The following is a 19,168-nucleotide window of genomic DNA, read 5'->3' as shown; positions in this document are numbered from 1 at the left end:
TTAACCGCTAAGCCTGCATATAAGTGCCAGGTAGTGGCATCAGAGATGCCATTTGGCCCTTTTCGGCGCAGATTATAAATCTGCCCGAACAAAGCGGAGACATATTTCTTAAGATGCGTTCGCCCTGTCACAAAACCGGCGAGACAAGGCGAACGCATCAAAATGCTATCCACCTTGTTTTGGCCTCTGCGGTTAAAACCGCGGCTAAGAAAAACACGAAGTGTCCCTTCGGACACTGAGATTTCTAGTCGCAAAGGCACCATTTTTCCAAACACGAAATTAAAATGCGATTGCCCTGGGCTCTTGACTGTATGTCATCCTATGGATAGTATATGTGTGTGCGGTTGCTTATTGAAAGGAGCGCATAATGCGCAAGGTCTTATATTTCGTTATTGCTGCTGCTTTTTGTATGCGGATTTGCCCGCTGCATGCCGATCCGCTCAGGTTCGATTCGATGACAAGAGGCCAGCGCGAAATCACGCTGCTTATGGGCTATGGTGAAAACCACAAGATACCCGATGCTACAAAAGACCGCTTTTCGTTCGACACGGTAAAGCTCAGGTATGGTATCTTCACATCACCGAGGACTCAGCTTGCAGCAAATCTGAGTTATGGTGATCTGCAGGGAAGCAGTTCCGACAACTCGGCCTTATGGACGACGGGCAGTTACAGAAGATACTTTCTCGTAAGAGGTCAAAGTGCGCTCGGCTATGATTTCAGTATAGGCATAATGCACTTCAAAGACAGCATAGCGCAACAGGGTACCCGTACCAACTTCACCGAACAGCTTGGTCTGACTTTCCAACACTCCACAAGCTCCAACTCGGCATTCACAATCGAATATGTCTTCTCTCACACATCCAACGCCGGCATTAAACTCCCCAATTTAGGGGTCAACGCAAGCATGATCGCGCTTGGTTACTCGTGGTTTCGCTGATAACGCTACGGCGTCCTGGCATTCGTTTTCCAGCGAAAAACAATGTGAACTGGAGCCCTGCCGCGCACGACATGCCCGCCGTCTGAGTTGACGGCAGTCTTACATGGCAGCTTGCGCTTCATAAAACCGGCGAGACGCCATATGCTGGTCTTGCTCTGCACAAGAAAAATGAAATTATCGTTGAGACCAATCGCCATGCGCTCTGTTATCCGGTTCATGAATGAAAGCGAGAAGCCGTCGCGCATCAGCGGAATCAACCTTTGGCCAAGAGCAAGCGCACTTATACCCGACTGACCTTTGATCGAGCAATAATCATCGGAGATGCCGAGTATGCCGTCATGATTGATGGTGACTATAGCGCGCCCGGTTCTGGCGGACGAGATAATCTCACCGTCTTTCTGAACGAAGTCGGCAAGGCAATATGACTGCGGATGATGAAAGCTGCCGGTGCAGACCGCAATCCCTCCGAACCTTTTCTTTGCTCGCGCGAGTGTTTCCCCGCTTGAACTGTAAGTTATGAGTGTCTCGACGTGCTCGCACCTGGGAAGCTGAGTGACTCTGTAGATTCGACCTTTGTACTTGGTTGTCCACACCTTGACGCAGTGCGGCGGATGCCATGATTTCTTTTTGACGCTGAATATCTTCGCGCCGTCTTGTGTGGTGGCTCCTATCGCGTCAAACAAAGGCGGTTTTGAATAGTCACGCTCACAAGTCGAGTAGGCATTTGATACACAAGCAGGCAGCGCCAGCAACAGCAATATTTCAACAAGTCTCAACAGGTTCAAAGTAGATCTCTCACATTTGTTCGGAATGACTGATTATGAAACCCTGGAATTTGCTCTTCAGGTATACAGTAGTATACGTCTTTGCTCATCCTGAAGTGTCATAGGGTAAGAGTGCAGCGAAGCTCCCGCCTAGCCTATATGCGTTACGTGATCTTGGCTCAGCGGGAGCTTCGCCCTCCCGAGAAAGCTGGCACTTACTGTTACGTCACAGGCCTAAATCATTCTCGATTGATCTCAAATATCCGATATCATCAGCAAGTTTGACCTTTGTATCGCCATCTGTAAAATCTTCCAGCGACATCCAGCCCTTGTAGCCGACCTTGTCGAGCACATGCACAACCCATCGCCACGGCACAAAGCCATCTTTCATCGGTGCTGCTGTGCTCCTCCAGACTCTCTCGTTGTCAGTCTTTTTGTGCTCCACCCATGCCATGTTTTTGACATGAACGTGCGACAGATATGGCCCAAGCATCTCAAGCCCAAGCTGCCAGTTTTCATAACCCTCGCAGACCATGTTCGCCGGGTCGTATATTACCCCCACATAATCCGGGTCGAAATTCGAAACAAACCTGTATGCAAGAGAAGCACTGGAACATATATTGCCGTTGTGGATTTCCACATTTGCTCTTACGGCATATTGTTTAGCCAGACTCGCAACTTTTGCAAAACCCTCAACGGCTTCCTCAAAGAGATCGTTATAGTTTACCGACCCGCTATAGAGGGGCGGCGACACGCGAATGGAAGGGCATTCCATTATCTTCGCAGCTTCCATGCACATCTCGATCTCATCGACAAACTTATAGCTTAAATACGTGCCCAGCCCGATAATATCGAGATCATTATCCTCGGAAAGAACACGTATACTCTCGGCATTCTTGACGATTGTCTCGATGTTTAGTGTCGCCTCGTTTGCATGCGAGACTTTTTCGGGCAGCGCCGGTATAGTATGGACTCTCCATTCGACGCCGTCATAGCCAAGCTCTTTGAGAATAGGCGCGGCCTCTTCAGGACGGAATTCGGGCATCATTACAGTCGATGCAGCGTATTTGAATGCCATTAGTTACCTCTATTTGACCGGCGTTATATTTACCTGCGGGCCGGTCATGTGAATAGTTTCCAGCATATCTTCAAGCAGCTTCGCGGTCTTCCGGGAATCGCCGCCTGATGTATCGATACAATTCGCCATCCATGAGCATCCATTTTTGATAAATATCACTCGATGCACCACCCGACCAAGCTCCGGCTTGCCGTCCGTGGTGACAAACGCCGGGCTGTCCGCAACAGCTCTGCGCTCCCATTTTTGCACATACGGGTTGTACTTAGCGAAAACCTGGACACTGGTGCCGGGAGCAAGCTGCTTGCAATGGATATTTACCACTACCGGCGGCGCTCCTATGACAAGCCACAGATCGTCGGACGACTTCTTGCCGTTCATTTCGGAGGTCTCGTCCTTTACGGTCCACCCTTGCGGGTACATGATCGTAAAGCCATGCTTATCACTCGTGTATGTAGCGTTCGGTTCCATTGGTATGCCCGGTCGATTTGTAGGCTCAAATGAAGCAGTATCCGACTTTTTTAGCGGCTCGGCAGGAGTGACATCACGCGGTCCCGCTGCAGGCGACGAATCTGAATCAATGCGCACTTTCGTAGATGCCGACCAGACCTGCTCACTTGAACTACTCTTTGCAACAGCTTTGATTACGTGCTCTCCGCTGGAGAATGTGGAACAGTCCAGCTCGATTTTATATGGTCTTGCGTTCGCCTTGCCGACTGAATTGCTATCGACAAACAACTCGACCTCGGAGGCTTGAATGTCTTTAGGGAGATTTGTTATCAGAATGACTTTTCCAGTTATGTTTTTCGGAGCAGTCATAGAATCCCCGGGACCGATTATGAGCGCTTGGGCAGCATGATTTGCCGAAAATGGGGGCGGAGCAGGCATCATCAGAGGATTCTCCGAAAATGCAGGCATACAAAGCGCGCTAAAGACAGCCATTATAATCACAATACGGACTTTCATACTTGTTATTGCTCCTTTGACTCAAAACAATATAAATATTCCCTATAACGCGGCGAACTCCACAGCCACTATTATACAAGACGACTGCCCCTATTTCATGTTCCCTCAAACATCATCCGTCACAAAATGCGCTATCAGAAGAGCAGGTTGCCATAAATGTTGGTCAACTCAAGAAAAAATAACTAACCTTGCTCAGTTTAGCGCTTATCAGGCTGGGGTAAAAGCTATCTGGTGGTTTGCTCGGCCATATTTCGCAGTTCAGGGATGGAGGGAGGTGTCCGGATGTCCACTCGGCTTAGGGGGTTCGCCTCCATGGACCCCGAAAAGCAGAGAGAGATCGCTCGTAAAGGAGGTCGTGCCGCTCATCAGAAAGGTACGGCCCATGAGTGGACTAGCGATGAGGCGCGCGTCGCAGGCCGAAAAGGCGGCGAGGCCAGTCACGGCGGCGGACGAAAGAAGAAGAGTCAGTCCTAAGCCGGTAAACTCTCTTGCTCTAAATATGCTATCGGCAAATGGCGGATCGGTATAGCCCGGTTCGCCATTTGTCATAATTTTGCACTGCACAATGCACAAGTTGTAAACTAGACATATGCCAATTGCTCAACCCAACACATTGCGAATGGTCTTTTGGGAGACCACGTCCGCATGCAATCTCAAGTGCAGGCACTGCCGCGCATCAGCGACAGGCGACCGTCCTTCCAATGAACTTACACTTGGGCAGAGCCGCGAGTTGCTGCGTGCCATAGCTGATTTCGCGAAGCCGGTTATAGTCCTCAGCGGAGGCGAACCGCTGGTTCGGCCCGATATATATGACATCGCCTCATGTGGAACAAGACTGGGACTGCGGATGGTCCTTGCCACAAATGGGACCATGCTCGATAAGAGTTCGGCAAAGGATATCAAGGCAGCAGGAATTCAGAGGGTAAGTGTAAGCATAGACGGAGCCGACGCTGCATGCCATGACGCATTCAGGGGAGTTGCAGGCGCATTTGATTCGGCATTTTCAGGGATCGAGCATCTTAAAAGCGTGGATATGCCGTTTCAGATCAACACATCCATCACGCGCGCAAATATCAAACAGCTTCCACAGATACTGGATATGGCTATATCCGGCGGGGCATGCGCGCTGCATCTATTTATGTTGGTGCCTACCGGCTGCGGAAAAGAAATACCGGAGGATGAAATGATCAGCGCCGATGAATACGAGAGTGTGCTCAACTGGATATACGACTCCTCCAAGTCAGCACCCATCAATCTCAAGGCGACTTGCGCACCGCACTATTTCAGGGTGGTAAAGCAGAGAGGGAAAGTGGAGAGTGGAGAGTGGAGAGCTAAGGGTCATGAAGGGCACCCACTTACTGCTGAAACAAAGGGATGTCTGGCTGGGAGCGCAGTGTGTTTTGTGTCTTATAAGGGCGATGTTTACCCGTGCGGATATTTTCCTGTGAGCGCAGGCAATGTATTGCAGGAGCCATTCCAGCAGATATGGGAATGCTCAGAGCTTTTCCAGCAGCTTAGGGACCCGTCGCTATTGACAGGTAAGTGCGGCAGATGCGAATACTCGCGCGTATGCGGAGGCTGCAGGGCGCGTGCATATGCGCGCACAGGCGACTATCTATCCGAAGAACCGTACTGCGCGTATACACCCTACAAATGAACAAGAAACCGGCCATCGCAATCTGAAATTGCGAGTTTCTGTTTCGGACGCGATCGGATATCGCATCCGAACATTGAGGGTTCAAACCGGATTCGGAGAACCTTGTCCATCAAAGTTCCATGTTGTGGGTGAAGCATTTGCAACTGAATTTGAAAAGACAACAAAACGTGATCGGCAAATGCTTCATCCCTACATGTGTTTGTTACCACCTGTCGGGGCATTCGCCTACAAAGTATAAACTTTCCTTTTACACGTAAAAAGGGCTCAGGCCAACATGACCCGAGCCCTATTATCTTACTATTATTACTTACTGCTTGGTTCTACACCCAGCCTCTAAGCTTCATGGCGTCGGCCACGCGCTGAATGCTGACCATGTATGCGGCGGTGCGCATGTCGACTTTATAGTCGCCTGCCATTACCAGCACGTCATTGAAAGCCTTGGTCATCTTCTTGTCGAGTCTGACGTGAACGTCGTCCTCTTCCCAGTAGTAGTTGGTGCCGTTCTGTACCCACTCGAAGTAGGAAACAGTAACACCACCGGAATTAGCCAGGAAGTCAGGAATTACGAATACTCCGTTCTTGTGGAGGATTTCGTCTGCCTCAGGTGTAGTAGGACCATTGGCAAGCTCACAAATGATCTTAGCGTGGATATCTGCCGCGTTATCGCCCGTGATCACTCCTTCTAGAGCTGCCGGAACCAACACATCCACAGGAAGCTCCAGAATGTCGCCATTGGTGATGGGCTTTGTGCCCGGGAAACCGACTACAGAGCCGGTCTTGAGCTTGTGAGCAACCATGGCTTCAGGATCAAATCCGTTCTCGCAGTAGACGCCGCCCTTTGTGTCGCTGACGGCAACAATCTTGCATCCGAGCAGACTCGCAAAGAGTGTAGCGGCAAACTGACCGGCATTGCCGAACCCCTGGATCGCGACCTTTGCATTTTTGAGGTCGATATCGAGATACTTAGCGGCCTCACGAACGCAGTATGCTCCGCCGCGGGCGGTAGCGTCTCCACGACCTTCCGAGCCGCCGACAGAGATAGGCTTGCCTGTGATGACGCCGGGGCTGTTATAGCCGGTGATCTTGGAATATTCATCCATCATCCAGGCCATGATCTGGGGAGTGGTATAGACGTCGGGAGCAGGGACGTCCTTATCGGGCCCGATAATGCGCCCAACCTGATCGATATATGCCCGGCTGAGCCTCTCAAGCTCTCTCTCGGACAATTCTTTGGGGTTGCAGATTACCCCACCTTTCCCGCCGCCAAGCGGGATGTCGACAACGGCGGTCTTCCAGGTCATCCATGCCGCGAGGGCACGAACGGTATCGATCGTCTCCTCGGGGTGGAAGCGAATTCCGCCCTTGTTCGGGCCTCGGGCGTCGTTATACTGAACCCTGAACCCCTTAAAAACTTTGACGGTGCCATCGTCCATCTTTACCGGCAGCGATACGTGCAGCTCACGGAGCGGCTCTCGTAGTACCGCATGAACTGCCGGGTCCAGCCTCAACTTTGCGGCTGCCTTGTCGAGCTGCGCCTGCGCAATCTCGAACGGGTTGGCCTTTACGGCCACTGACTGCTTGGTCATTTCGGCATTCCTCCTTCAATGGAAGTAAGTCTCGCAGGCGGCTCAGGCGACACTGCCGAAAAAAGAGGCCTCCCCAAATATCAGGAGAGGCCTCTGTGCCCGCAACATTAGGACAGCCACAATGCTGCCAGGTGAATTATACCTCACAAATAATAAGGAGTCAATACTTGTCGAGCAGGGCTAACGCACGAGTTACAAAAAATGTGAGCGCATGATAGGTGACGATCTCCGAATCGCCATTTTATTGCCGAATTGGGGTTTCCGAACCCCGCAACCTTTGCAGGAATAGCCGGATTCGGATATCCGGCACTGGTCCTCGGGTAAGGATTCGGAGATCCTTACCCATCATACATCATAATTTTCGGCTCAGCGGAAGCCTCGCCCTCCCAATAATGAGCGTGCCGGGAGGACGAGGCTCCTGCTGAGCTCTTTTGATTCCCACAAAACTGAACCGATTCTAGCCGACTTTTTTCATTGACATGCGAACACGAATAAAGATAAAATTGGACTCGCAATGCCGACGGAACGGCTTCACGGAAAAAGCATGGAAGCTGATCCGGCGGACTCCGGCAATCTGCCCGTGACCCCGCCTTATTCGCGTCTTTCGGAACAGGTAATCCGCACAGCACTAAAGGCACGATCATTGCAATACAATCCCTTGAGGACTATATGAAAACCGTAAGAGACTTGATGACACCCGATGTGGTCTGGGTCACGCCGTCGACTCGCGTCAAGGTTGCCGTCACATTTATAAAAGGTAATAATATCGGCGCACTGCCCGTCGTGATAAGCAGCGGACCGATCGGGCTTGTGACGCTCTACGATCTCATCGGTGAGCCTGAAGATTCACCGGTCGAGGAAGTGATGAGCCGCGAGTTCACGACTATCGGCCCGGACATCTCCACGTACGATGCGCTCAAAGTGGTGCAGAGATCGGGAGCTACGCACCTTGTTGTGATGGAAAACGATCAGATGATCGGAATACTCTCACGCAGCGACTTGATTTCCGAGCTTGGGCGCTCGTTTGATCCACTTACAGAGTTGCCATGGTCCGACACTTTTCGTGAATGGGCGATAAATGCGCTCAAGAGCGGCCAGGAAATCAGTATTATTCTCTTCGATCTGGACAAGTTCGGAGTCTTCAATAAAAAATATGGGCATGTGGTCGGCGACACGGTCATCAAATCTGTGGCGGATGTGCTCAAAAAAGGCACCGACCCCGACCTCGAACTTCTGTGCAGGTATGGCGGGGACGAGTTCGGCATTGTGACCGTGCGCCATGCAGATGAGGCGATTGCCCTTGCAAATATACTCAAGGAAAGAATCTCAAAGATTGACATCCCGGAAGTGATAGAAGGCGTCACGACTACATATGGAATGTTCGGTGGAAGGCGCACAAAGGAACGCGAGGATATACACTATGCCGCCACAATCGACGACCTGATCACACGCGCAAGCAAGAACTGCACCGCGAGCAAACCGCATCGCGCTGAAGAGAGTCGACCTGCGTCCGTAAAAGCCGCGTCTACAGCAGATGAAATCGTATCAGCTAAGATTATTGGGCGCGCATCCAGACTAAAAATCAGGACTATCAGCTTTACAAGCTCCGGCACTGAAGCCAGTGTAAGCGTGACACTCGGCAGAGGCAAGGATGAGTTTACGCGTGAATCGAGCGGATATGCGGCAGGGGAAGACAGCATCATTAAACTTTTTGCCGAAGCGACTGCCGGAGCAGTGTGCAAATCATTGGCACCCGATCACGGAATTATTGTTGAGGATGCATCTGTCTTGGAATCAGGCAAAGATGATGAAATTGTCAACGTGGTTGCTGTATACGTGCATCCGAGGTCGTCTGTCAAACTGACCGGAAGCGCGCTTGTTCGACGCGGTGACCACTATCGTGCTGCAGCCGCTGCACTGCTTGACGCAGTAAACAGGCAGGTAGAGATCGCGCCGTCTCGGGAACCGGAAGAAGAAGTAATAGATAATCCGCAGGTCGAGAGCGATATCTGAACGCAGCAGCTAAGAAAACTGCAATTTGAAGTCGCAAAGTGCGTTTCGGGCTGGATCGGATATCCAGCCCGAACTTAAAGCCCGAACTTAAGACTAAATACTATAATAGTAATTTGGTTGGCTACTCTTCATTGCTGTCCGAAGCTACAAAATAAATCAGCCCCAAATACCATTAGTCTCGATATTAAACACTCTTAAACATACGTCCAAAAGTCAATTTCCTCATCATGCCAATCCAATAGTTCACAAACGCCACCCTGATAGCCCCATAGGTTGTATAATGCCAGTATTCACATAATGCATCGGTATAAGTTATCAATCCCATCTTAGATAATGACTGATAACGCTGCTCGCGGAGCCTTTTCATCTCCTCGATCTCTCGACCAGCAGTAAACATCTGAACTACTGCGCCACTAGTGCTGAGAATCTTTCGATGATATTTCAGGAGGTCTGAGAAAGTAAATGCCTGCGTTAATTGGCTGTGCCATGTTCGTGATAAATCGATCTCTATTAACGCTTGGTTGTCTGAAGTGTAAAACACGTTACCGTTAGTTGCTTGGCAATATAATGTAGTTCCTTGGACACGCACATTCAAGACATAACCAAACCCTATCACTGCAAGGCAATCGCCCTCACGAGAAACCAGCATAGCATAACTCATCTTATACATCTTCCCCTTTAGATCAGATGCCCAACCCAAAAAACAAAAGCCGGCCTCCAATGCATCATTGATCCAACGATTACCGTAGCCTGTTGTGTCAGGGTATAGTGGCAATTCTCCCAGACTGCTGTATGGCCATACCATTCGCCTCTCGAAACGATAACACAAAGCCGGTAACAGTAAGATAAGTGCAACAAGACTGAATAGAATGTACATATAAATCTGCCTCATTCATGATTTCGGTCAATAGCCGATTCCGCACTGCCGACAAATATCCACCATCTAACTAACACATCTAATACAATAAAGAGTCAAGCACTAAAACAAACTTGCTTGCATTCTATCCACAAGCAGCCAGGCTGTCAATATCAATCTTGAATGTTTAGAGACTATCATCGTATATTTGCGTCAATTCGCTGCCTGCCACAAGGCGCAAACCGGCAGATTCACAAATAGTGAACAACATTTAGTTGAAATACCATGGTCTGTTAACCACATTTTGGCCTAGAAGCCGTCTTATAATTATGTAGGAACAATTTCAGCGTCGCGGACGAATGTCCCAAAGCATCACGCAGGCGCTTCGGAGCATACGCTCGCGAAGCATCATTGTAAGAGGAAAGAATTACAGATATATAAAAACAGCTAACCCGGATTATGCGTTTCCCGCATAATCCGGGCTCCGAGAGCATTTCGTGAATAATGCGTAAAAACGAACTCCTCACGCTCAAATATCCCAATTTCACGCTCAGTTCGTTTTACGCAAATGCGTATTTATTGCAGTTGACAATTGAGGGACTACTTTCTTGTTGTAATGCACAGGCGGCCTCGGCTGGATGGCGTAAGCTTTAGCAAGAGGCGCGATCAAATGTCGCGCCCCGAGCAAACCTCATGACTATCTAGCTTTTGACTATCCGAAGGCGTTGCGCATCTTCTCGCAGTAGTATTGAACGTTTTCCCACTTTGCGTCAGGCGCAATCCTATGGTCAGGACAAGGGATATAACCGCCAAGAGCGACAAGAGGCTTAAGGCGCTCAATTTCGGCATCGATTGCAGCATAGTCATACGCGAAGACTTTCTTGTCCATTCCGCCTATGCCGCGCAGCTCGCGCCCGTATTGCTCTCTCCAGGGTTTGATACTCGCATTCCATGTGCCGACCTCCATCGGGAACATGGTGTTCACGCCGTTTTTGAGCCATATCGGGACAAGCTCGTCTATCTTGCCGTCGCAGTCTAGAGAGACTAAGTGGATTCCATTCGCATTCAGCAAGTCGGTAATGCGCTTATAGTGCGGACCTATCTTTTTCTCAAAGACGCGAGGATTGATCAGCGGGCCGCTCTTGAAACAGATATCTTCCCAGAAATGAGCATAGTCCAGAGCATTTGAGATCTTTAGCGCAGCCTCAGCACATTTGTAGGAAAGCTCGCCGACTGTGTTTATGATCTCGTCGAAAAGCTCAGGGTCGTCGGCTTGAAGATAGGCCGTACCCTCCAGACCGAGCCAGTTGCGGATCATGCCGAAAAGACTGCCTACATGTATTCCTCGTATATCGGCAGGGTTTTCGACCTCAAGCATGGCTTTTTCTTTTTCACCGAACCACACTCGGTCCGGCGTAAACTGCAACCTGGGCAGGAAATACTCCTCCCACTCTTTTCTGCCTTTTAGAAGGTGGTCGAACTCCATAGGAATCGAGCCTGCATCGTCTTTTTCTAAAATTATTACTCCGTGAGGATCAACTACCTTACGAGAGCCGTCCGGCATTTCCTCGACTACTTTTCTCTCAAAAGTCGGTGTAATGTCGGTATAGCTGCCGACTTTGACAGCCCAGTCAAAGTCAAAGCCAAGTTTCTTTGCGATAGCCTTGTCTATATCGTTGCCATCGCCCCAGTTTGGCGCTTCTTCATGGGTAATATGACCCTCATCCGCCCATTTGGCAAGCGTCTCATGCCAGTAGCCAAAGTGCACTAGGGGAAGACGATCATAGTCCTGATAGTTTAGAACGGCAAGTGTGCGCTCTCTGTTATTCATTGAGTGCGAAACCTCTTCTCTTTTTTTGAGACGGCAGCAACCGCCCTATGTATTCTATGCGCTCTATATATGAATATCCTTCCAACTGCGACAAGAATTGCATGAACGTCCTCATAAGCTCCGATTTGCCTTGACACCCTATAAAATCGAATGCTATCATAGACCCATCGGAGAGGTATGCAGGAGGACGGATAGATTTCGTCCTTTTGCTGGTTTATGCTTGGGAGGGCTTGGTTGGAGAAACTTGAGATAGATGTATCACAGGTCAAGAAACTGCTTGAACTGGTCGAGTCGCACAATCTTGAAGAGCTGACAGTCGAGTCCGACGGTCTTTCGATCACTGTTAAGGGCACTTCATCCAAGCAAGCGACACCTGTGATCGTGCAGGCGGCTGGTCCCGCTGAGATGCCCGAGCAAGTTGAAGAATATGTGGAAGAAGAACATGAGCAGGCAGAAGCGGAGTTTGAGGGCAATATCGTAGATATCACCGCCCCGCTTGTTGGTGTATTTTATAGAGCGCCATCGCCCGATGCGCCGTTTTTTGTTGAAGTTGGCGACAGCATCGAGGTTGGCACGGAAGTCGGTCTCATTGAAGCCATGAAAGTCTTCAGCCCCATACCAAGCGAGATCGCCGGAGTGGTGGTCGATATCCCCATAGAAAATGGCACACTTGTTCATGAAGGGGATGTATTGGTAAGAGTTAGAGTCGGCGAGGAGTAGATTTAGCCGTGAAAGATGTAATTAATGTTGGTGTAATTGGTTTTGGAATAGTCGGGGCAGGGACCGTTAAGATTCTACTCGATAATCAAGACTCCATCGCACAAAAAGTAGGGTCCAGGATTTGCGTGAAGAAAATCGCTGATCTTGACATCACAACCCCTCGGCCAGTTGAGGTCGACAAGTCCGTACTGACGACAGATGCCAATGAACTCCTTGACGACCCAGAGATCGATATCGTAGTCGAGACAATAGGCGGAATCCATCCCGCAAAGGACTTCATTCTGCGCGCGCTCGCAAACGGCAAGAGCGTGGCGACTGCAAATAAAGAATTGATCGCTAAAGAAGGCGTTGATATTCTGCCTAAGGCTGCCGAGCTGGGTTTGGACTTTATGTTCGAGGCCAGTGTGGGCGGAGGAATACCTATTATACGCCCGCTTAAGGCCTGCCTTGCTGGTAACCAGATACTTGAGGTCAAGGGAATAGTTAACGGGACGACGAATTATATACTCACAAAGATGCGCGAGGAAGGGCTTGACTTCGCGGACGTGCTCAAGGACGCTCAGTCCAAGGGCTACGCTGAAGCCGACCCCACTGCCGATATCGAAGGAAACGATGCCGCATACAAGACTTCGATCCTTGCATCTATCGCATTTACCAGCCGGATGGATGTATCGAAAGTCTACCGCGAGGGCATCACAAAGATTTCTGCAGAGGATATGAACTATGCCGAACAGCTTGGATATGTGATAAAGCTGCTGGGCATTGCAAAGCAGGAAGATCACGGAATGCTGGCGCGCGTGCACCCCACTTTCGTGCCCGCAAAGCACCCGCTGGCAAGTGTAAATGGTGTTATGAACGCCATTTGGGTGAAGGGCGACGCCGTGGGCGAAGTGATGTTCTATGGACCAGGCGCAGGTTCGCTTGCAGCGGGAAGCGCAGTGGTCGGAGACGTGATCGACATCGCGAGAAACATAAACGACGGCTCGACATCCCACTTCCACTGCACATGCTACGAGCACCGCGAGATGCTGGGTATGGAGCACGTGAGCTGCAAGAACTATGTGAGAATCCTTGCTAAAGACAAGCCTAGAGTGCTGGCGTCTATCGCAAGTAAGCTCGCAGATCATAAGGTAAGCATATCTTCGGTTATTCAGAATTCGAGGCCGGATGCGAAGGCTGAAATCGTCATTCTCACGCATACCGCCAAAGAACCCGATATGGCGGATGCGCTCGAAGCGATCCGCAATCTGCCGGTCGTGACCGAGATATGCAGTTGGATTAGAGTCGAAGAATGAAATTCGTTTGATCGTTGATCGTGTATCGTATGATCGTAGGCGATGACTCAACGATCAAAAGATAGCTATAAATAATTTGGAGCAAAACCATGGTTATGACCAACCCCAAAACAGCCTGTTTTAAGCGCCTGCCGCTGATAGAAAGATATCGGGAGTTCCTTCCTGTAACCGAGACTACGCCGATTGTCTCGCTGCTCGAGGGCTACACGCCTTTGGTCCGCGTGGACCGGCTGGCATCCCGGATCAGCGACAAGATCACGATGTATGTCAAGTTCGAGGGTATGAACCCGACAGGCAGCTTTAAGGACCGCGGTATGACCATGGCCATAACCAAAGCGGTCGAAGCCGGAAGCAAAGCGACAATCTGCGCATCCACAGGCAACACCGCCGCGTCGGCTGCCGCATATTCTGCGCGCGCAGGACTTGTGTGCGCGGTGATTTTGCCCAAGGGCGAGGTTGCGCTGGGTAAAGTATCGCAGTCGATGATGCACGGGGCTAAGGTCATAGCAGTCGACGGCAATTTTGATGATGCTCTCAATATCGTTAAAGATATCACCAACAAGTATCCGATCACCCTGGTCAACTCTCTGAATCCATACAGGATCGAGGGTCAGAAGACGGGCGCGTTTGAGATTTGCGACGATCTGGGTCATCCGCCGACCTATCATGCCATTCCTGTGGGCAACGCCGGTAATATAACGGCATATTGGGCGGGTTACAAGGCATATAAAGAGGCCGGAATTATCGACCGTCTGCCTAAGATGCTCGGCTTCCAGGCCGCGAAGTCCGCTCCGATTGTCGAGGGTCACCCGATCCCCAATCCGGAGACGATTGCGACTGCAATCCGAATAGGCAACCCGGCAAGCTGGAAGTTTGCAGAGGCTGCAAGAGACGAGTCCGGTGGGCTGATCGAAAAGGTCACCGATGAAGAGATCACTGAGGCTCAGAAGCTTTTGGCCGCAACCGAAGGCGTGTTCTGCGAACCTGCGTCTGCCGCATCAGTCGCAGGCATTATAAAGAAGGCGAAAGAAGGATTCTTTACCCAGAAGTGCGAGATAGTCTGCATTCTCACAGGCCATGGGCTGAAGGACCCCAAGCGGGCTATGGAAATCTGCCCGGCGTTCATCGAGCTGCCTGCGGACACTGAAGCGGTGGCAAAGGAGATGAAGCTGGTATGATCGTGACGACGACCGATATCAAGGGTCTCAAAAAGCACGCCACGGGTAAGGTGCGCGATATATATGATCTTGGCGACAGCCTGCTGATGATCGCAAGCGACAGGCTTTCTGCTTTTGATGTCGTGCTGCCGACAGGTATCCCCGATAAGGGCAGAGTCCTCACCCAGATGTCTCTCTTCTGGTTCGACCTGACCAAAGACCTGATTGAAAATCATCTGATCTCGGCTGATATAAACGATATACTTGCTCGAATAGGTAAGGCCAGCGTCGCAAACCCTGAAGATTATCGCGAGATGCTCAATGGGCGCTCGATGATAACAGCCAAGGCAGCGCCGACTCCCATTGAGTGTGTAGTGCGCGGTTATCTGGCGGGTTCGGCGTGGAAAGAGTATTCCGCAATGCGAGCCGCATCGGGCAATGGCGATGCGATTGTGCTCCACGGCGTGACGCTGCCGTCGAATATGGTCGAGTCGCAGAAAATGCCTGAGCCTGTGTTTACGCCGTCGTCGAAAGAATCGACCGGCCATGACATAAATATCAGCGCGGAAAAGGCATGTGAGATCGTCGGTAATGACCTCGGCAGACAACTCGAAGCCGCTTCACTCGGAGTTTATAAGCGCGCGTCAGAATATGCGGCCGGTAAGGAAATTATAATTTGCGACACCAAGTTTGAGTTCGGTATGCTGGACGGACGTCTGATATTGATAGATGAGGTGCTGACCCCCGATTCGTCGAGGTTCTGGGACGCGAAGACATATACGCCAGGCAAGAGCCAGCCGAGCTTCGATAAACAGTTCGTGCGCGATTATCTGCTGACTTTGGATTGGGACCAGACTTATCCGGGCCCGGAACTGCCGGCGGAGATAGTCGAGAAGACTGCTGATAAATATCGCGAAGCTTATCGGCGAATTACGGGCAAAAGTCTTTAGTTATTATTTATTACATGATCGTTTATTACATGATCGTCGGGGATTTGAATCCCCGACGCATGTATAAGGGACTTTAGTCCCTAAATGATAGCAACTCAAGGGGATTAAAATCCCCCATACAGGGTCCGGGATTCAAATCCCGGACCATCCGAAAAAACTCATAACACACAAACACATAACCTATCATGAAACATTTACTAATTATATTCGATGGCATGGCTGATGAACCGCTTGCGGAGCTTGACGGCAAGACACCTATGCAGGCGGCTAAAAAGCCCAATATGGACGAAATCGCAAGGCTCGGACAGATCGGGGCTGCTATTACGACTCCAACCGGCATGACACCCGGCAGCGATGTCACGAATATGGGAATTCTCGGCTTCGACCCGAAGGCATATTACACCGGGCGCGGAGCAATCGAGGCCGCTAGTCTCGGTATCCCTGTAGAGACCTCCGACGCTGTGTTCAGGACCAACCTGGTCTCAACTGACGGCGTTAAAATGATCGAGTCCAGCGGCGGGCATATCAGCACGCCGGAGGCTCACGAGCTTATCCAGGCTGTGGATGCAAAGCTTTCTACGAATGTCATCAAGTTCTACCCCGGCGTCAGCTATAGACATATAATGGTCTGGCATGGCGGCTCTGCTGAAGTGCACTGCGCCGCTCCTTATAAGATTATAGATGAGCCTATATTGGAGCATATGCCCGAAGGCGACGGTGACCAGAAACTGCGGCAGATGATACTCGATTCGTTTGAGATCCTCGACAACCACCCGGTCAACAGACGCCGCAAGGATGAGGGACAACTACCCGCTAATATGATCTGGTTCTGGGGTGAGAGTAGGCCGCCTGCGATCCCCAGTTTTGTTAAGCAGTATGGAATGCCCGGCGCGGTGGTTGCAGCGGTCGATCTTATCAAAGGACTTGGCCGAATGGTGGGTCTTGATGTGATCGATGTGCCGGGGGTTACCGGATATGTTGACACGAATTATCTGGGCAAGGGTCAATATGCAGTCGAGGCTCTCAAAAAGTATGACTTTGTTTGGGTGCATGTTGAAGCGCCCGATGAGGCCGGACATGAGAGCAATATAGATAAGAAGATAGAAGCTATTCAGGAGTGCGATGAGAAGGTATTGGGCACCATCTTGAACGGCCTCAAGAAGTCCGGCGAGGATGCGCGCATTCTCCTGATGCCTGATCATCCGACACCTATAGCTACCGGCTCGCACTCATCAAACAGCGTGCCGTTCATCCTGTTCGACTCAACAAAGCCGGAGGCCAATAACCTGCCCTTCGATGAGCGCGCCGTGCATGAGACCAAGCTGAAAGTCAATTTTGCTCCTGACTTGATGAAAATGCTTCTCGAACAATAGCCGAGGGTAAAACCGATATATGGATATCCTCTCAGCCGCCAAGCATCATCACATGTTCGATAAGGGTGATAAGGTCCTTGTCGCCGTCTCCGGTGGACCGGATTCTATCGCCCTACTCCACTCACTACACACCCGCTCGGAAGAGTTTGGCATCAGTCTGCATGTAGCTCACCTTAATCATGGGATAAGAGGCGAGGCGTCTGATCTTGACGAGCAGTTTGTAAAAGAATTTGCATATAAACTTGGTCTGAATTGCACAACAAAGCGCGTAGATATTCCCAGTATCAAAACACAGATGCAGACATGCCTTGAAGACGTGGCGCGTGTTGTTCGGTATAAGTTTTTGCAGGATACTGCTGCAATGTTGGACGCTGATAAGATTGCAGTAGGTCATAACGCTGATGACCGCGCGGAGTCTGTTCTGTTCAATATCATTAGAGGCGCGGGAATTGACGGAATCAGCTCTATCAAACCGATAAGAGGCAATATTGTCAGGCCGCTGCTCCACACGACCCGCCGCGAAATTGAAGAATATATCAAAGAGCACACACTGCCTTTTCGAGTGGATGAGACAAATATGGACACAGTCTACTCGCGAAACAGGATCAGGCATGAACTGCTGCCGCTGCTCGAATCCGGCTACAACTCACAGATAAGATCAGCGCTGGTTAGGCTGGCTGATATCGCATCGGACACAAACGACTTTATCGCACGGTCAGCAGACAATATTAAGGTCGGGCTCGTCTATCGAGATGCATGGGATGTCGATCTTTTTGCTGAACTTCCTGTCGCAATACAGAGGCAGATATTGCGGTCTGAAATAGAATCGCTTAAAGGTGACTTGAAGGACGTCTCGCTTGAACAGATAGACCGTGTGCTGGATGCTCTGCGGACTAAAGAGGACTTCAAAATAACTCTGCCGACAGGCCGTATATATGCCGTCAGGCAAGCTGAACGCTTTGGGATAGAACTGGAGCAGGCTGGAGAGACTATTGAGAGCTTCGACAGGCAGCTGTGTGTGCCGGGCATTACACATATCCCAGAGATAGCAAGCACGATCAAAGCTGAAATCGTGGAAACGCCTATAATATCCAAACTGCCGGGCGATGAGGCGATAATAGACTGCGTAAGTATAAAAGGCGCTCTGAGAGTCAGAAGCATCCGGCCGGGCGACAGGATTACACCACTGGGCATGGCGGAGAGCAAGAAGCTGCAGGATGTATTTGTCGACAAGAAAATTCCAAGGCAACAGCGGGCGAAAACAGCTATTGTCGTAGACGATGAAAAGATACTGTGGGTAGCAGGGGTTGTAAGTTCGGATATCGGAAAGATATCGCATCATACGCGACGGGCAATACATTTGCAAATTGGCCCAGCGTGAGCTTCGCCCTCCCGTCTTGGAATAAACGTGTGCCGATCATTATGACCGACACACGCAATTATTTATTATTTGGCGCTTTCAGCCATTGGGCACCCTACACCGCAGCAAGCTCCGAGACCCATGGACATACCCATGCCGTCTTCTGTCTTATCCTTTATCATCTGCCGGACCTTTGCTCGCTGCTCATCAGTGAACACTGACCGTGCCTTCAACGCGGAATCTATTGCGGCGTCTCGCAGTTCGACCTTCAAGGGATCGATCTCGTCGAGTTTTGCTTTGAGCTGATCGGCAGTGGCATCCGTCGTCCAAAGTTGTGCCATCTCCTGCATTTTTGTTCTGATTTGATCGCGTGTGGACTGCGTGGCGGTCATAAAATCGGTATGTATCTGTCGGAGCTTGGTTACCTGATCATCCGTCAGGCCGAGTTCCTTGATCATCTTTGGACCTAAACCCATCATAGGGCAGTTCATGCCCATGCCCATACCTTTGCTCATGCCGCCTTTAGGACCCTGAGCCATAACAACTCCCGCAACTGCAAGCACGACAATCAATGCCACTACAATAATCCTGGTTCGCATTACAAGCGCCCTCCTTGTTGTTGATCTGT

General features: G+C 50.4%; 17 protein-coding genes. 10 read left to right on the top strand and 7 right to left on the bottom strand.

What is annotated here, in order from left to right; translation table 11 throughout:
* Positions 1-367 precede the first annotated feature (367 nt).
* On the top strand, positions 368-937 hold the full coding sequence (locus ABFD83_06690; protein ID MEN6356755.1) for an acyloxyacyl hydrolase: 570 nt from the start codon (positions 368-370) through the stop codon (positions 935-937).
* 5 nt (positions 938-942) lie between these two features.
* Here ABFD83_06690 and ABFD83_06685 read toward each other — a convergent pair whose 3' ends face one another.
* The 3 genes from ABFD83_06685 to ABFD83_06675 form a co-directional block, all read right to left on the bottom strand.
* Positions 943-1,722, bottom strand: a complete 780-nt coding sequence (locus tag ABFD83_06685; GenBank protein MEN6356754.1) for a hypothetical protein — start codon at positions 1,720-1,722, stop codon at positions 943-945.
* Between the two features lie 205 nt (positions 1,723-1,927).
* Positions 1,928-2,779: a sugar phosphate isomerase/epimerase family protein gene (locus tag ABFD83_06680; protein ID MEN6356753.1), complete on the bottom strand. Its 852-nt coding sequence runs from the start codon at positions 2,777-2,779 to the stop codon at positions 1,928-1,930.
* A gap of 9 nt (positions 2,780-2,788) precedes the next feature.
* A complete protein-coding gene (locus tag ABFD83_06675) occupies positions 2,789-3,742 on the bottom strand; it encodes a hypothetical protein (GenBank protein MEN6356752.1) in 954 nt (317 codons plus the stop codon).
* Positions 3,743-4,024: 282 nt separating this feature from the next.
* Between ABFD83_06675 and ABFD83_06670 the strand changes: the two genes are divergently transcribed.
* The gene (locus ABFD83_06670; GenBank protein MEN6356751.1) at positions 4,025-4,216 is read left to right on the top strand and encodes a KGG domain-containing protein; all 192 of its coding nucleotides are present in this window, start codon (positions 4,025-4,027) and stop codon (positions 4,214-4,216) included.
* A 115-nt stretch (positions 4,217-4,331) separates the two neighbouring features.
* The gene (locus tag ABFD83_06665) at positions 4,332-5,399 is read left to right on the top strand and encodes a radical SAM protein (protein ID MEN6356750.1); all 1,068 of its coding nucleotides are present in this window, start codon (positions 4,332-4,334) and stop codon (positions 5,397-5,399) included.
* A 320-nt stretch (positions 5,400-5,719) separates the two neighbouring features.
* Here the strand turns inward: ABFD83_06665 and ABFD83_06660 are convergent, their stop codons facing one another.
* Positions 5,720-6,985 carry a Glu/Leu/Phe/Val dehydrogenase gene (locus tag ABFD83_06660; GenBank protein ID MEN6356749.1) on the bottom strand — a complete coding sequence of 422 codons (1,266 nt, stop codon included), beginning with the start codon at positions 6,983-6,985 and terminating at the stop codon, positions 5,720-5,722.
* A 669-nt stretch (positions 6,986-7,654) separates the two neighbouring features.
* Here ABFD83_06660 and ABFD83_06655 point away from each other — a divergent pair.
* On the top strand, positions 7,655-8,998 hold the full coding sequence (locus tag ABFD83_06655) for a GGDEF domain-containing protein (protein ID MEN6356748.1): 1,344 nt from the start codon (positions 7,655-7,657) through the stop codon (positions 8,996-8,998).
* 184 nt (positions 8,999-9,182) lie between these two features.
* Here ABFD83_06655 and ABFD83_06650 read toward each other — a convergent pair whose 3' ends face one another.
* Together ABFD83_06650 and ABFD83_06645 are read right to left on the bottom strand one after the other, a co-directional pair.
* Entirely contained in the window at positions 9,183-9,803 is a 621-nt protein-coding gene (locus ABFD83_06650; GenBank protein ID MEN6356747.1) for a hypothetical protein, read from the bottom strand.
* Between the two features lie 763 nt (positions 9,804-10,566).
* Positions 10,567-11,685, bottom strand: a complete 1,119-nt coding sequence (locus ABFD83_06645; protein MEN6356746.1) for a hypothetical protein — start codon at positions 11,683-11,685, stop codon at positions 10,567-10,569.
* A gap of 234 nt (positions 11,686-11,919) precedes the next feature.
* Between ABFD83_06645 and ABFD83_06640 the strand changes: the two genes are divergently transcribed.
* The 6 genes from ABFD83_06640 to tilS all read left to right on the top strand — a co-directional run bounded on the left by ABFD83_06640 (position 11,920) and on the right by tilS (position 18,561).
* Entirely contained in the window at positions 11,920-12,405 is a 486-nt protein-coding gene (locus ABFD83_06640; protein ID MEN6356745.1) for a biotin/lipoyl-containing protein, read from the top strand.
* An 8-nt stretch (positions 12,406-12,413) separates the two neighbouring features.
* Entirely contained in the window at positions 12,414-13,700 is a 1,287-nt protein-coding gene (locus ABFD83_06635) for a homoserine dehydrogenase (protein ID MEN6356744.1), read from the top strand.
* Between the two features lie 95 nt (positions 13,701-13,795).
* Entirely contained in the window at positions 13,796-14,878 is a 1,083-nt protein-coding gene (gene thrC, locus ABFD83_06630) for a threonine synthase (GenBank protein MEN6356743.1), read from the top strand.
* Positions 14,875-15,807, top strand: coding sequence for a phosphoribosylaminoimidazolesuccinocarboxamide synthase (locus tag ABFD83_06625; GenBank protein ID MEN6356742.1), 933 nt, complete (start codon positions 14,875-14,877; stop codon positions 15,805-15,807). The genes thrC and ABFD83_06625 overlap by 4 nt, the downstream gene beginning before the upstream one ends.
* 185 nt (positions 15,808-15,992) lie before the next feature.
* Positions 15,993-17,180, top strand: coding sequence for a cofactor-independent phosphoglycerate mutase (locus tag ABFD83_06620; protein ID MEN6356741.1), 1,188 nt, complete (start codon positions 15,993-15,995; stop codon positions 17,178-17,180).
* A 19-nt stretch (positions 17,181-17,199) separates the two neighbouring features.
* On the top strand, positions 17,200-18,561 hold the full coding sequence (gene tilS, locus ABFD83_06615; protein ID MEN6356740.1) for a tRNA lysidine(34) synthetase TilS: 1,362 nt from the start codon (positions 17,200-17,202) through the stop codon (positions 18,559-18,561).
* A gap of 65 nt (positions 18,562-18,626) precedes the next feature.
* Here the strand turns inward: tilS and ABFD83_06610 are convergent, their stop codons facing one another.
* Positions 18,627-19,139, bottom strand: coding sequence for a Spy/CpxP family protein refolding chaperone (locus tag ABFD83_06610; protein MEN6356739.1), 513 nt, complete (start codon positions 19,137-19,139; stop codon positions 18,627-18,629).
* Positions 19,140-19,168: the final 29 nt, after the last annotated feature.

This window comes from Armatimonadota bacterium (genome assembly GCA_039679645.1).
GTDB lineage: Bacteria > Armatimonadota > UBA5829 > UBA5829 > UBA5829 > UBA5829.
Note: the sequence above shows the minus strand (reverse complement) of the source record. Positions and strands in the feature narration are given on the sequence as shown.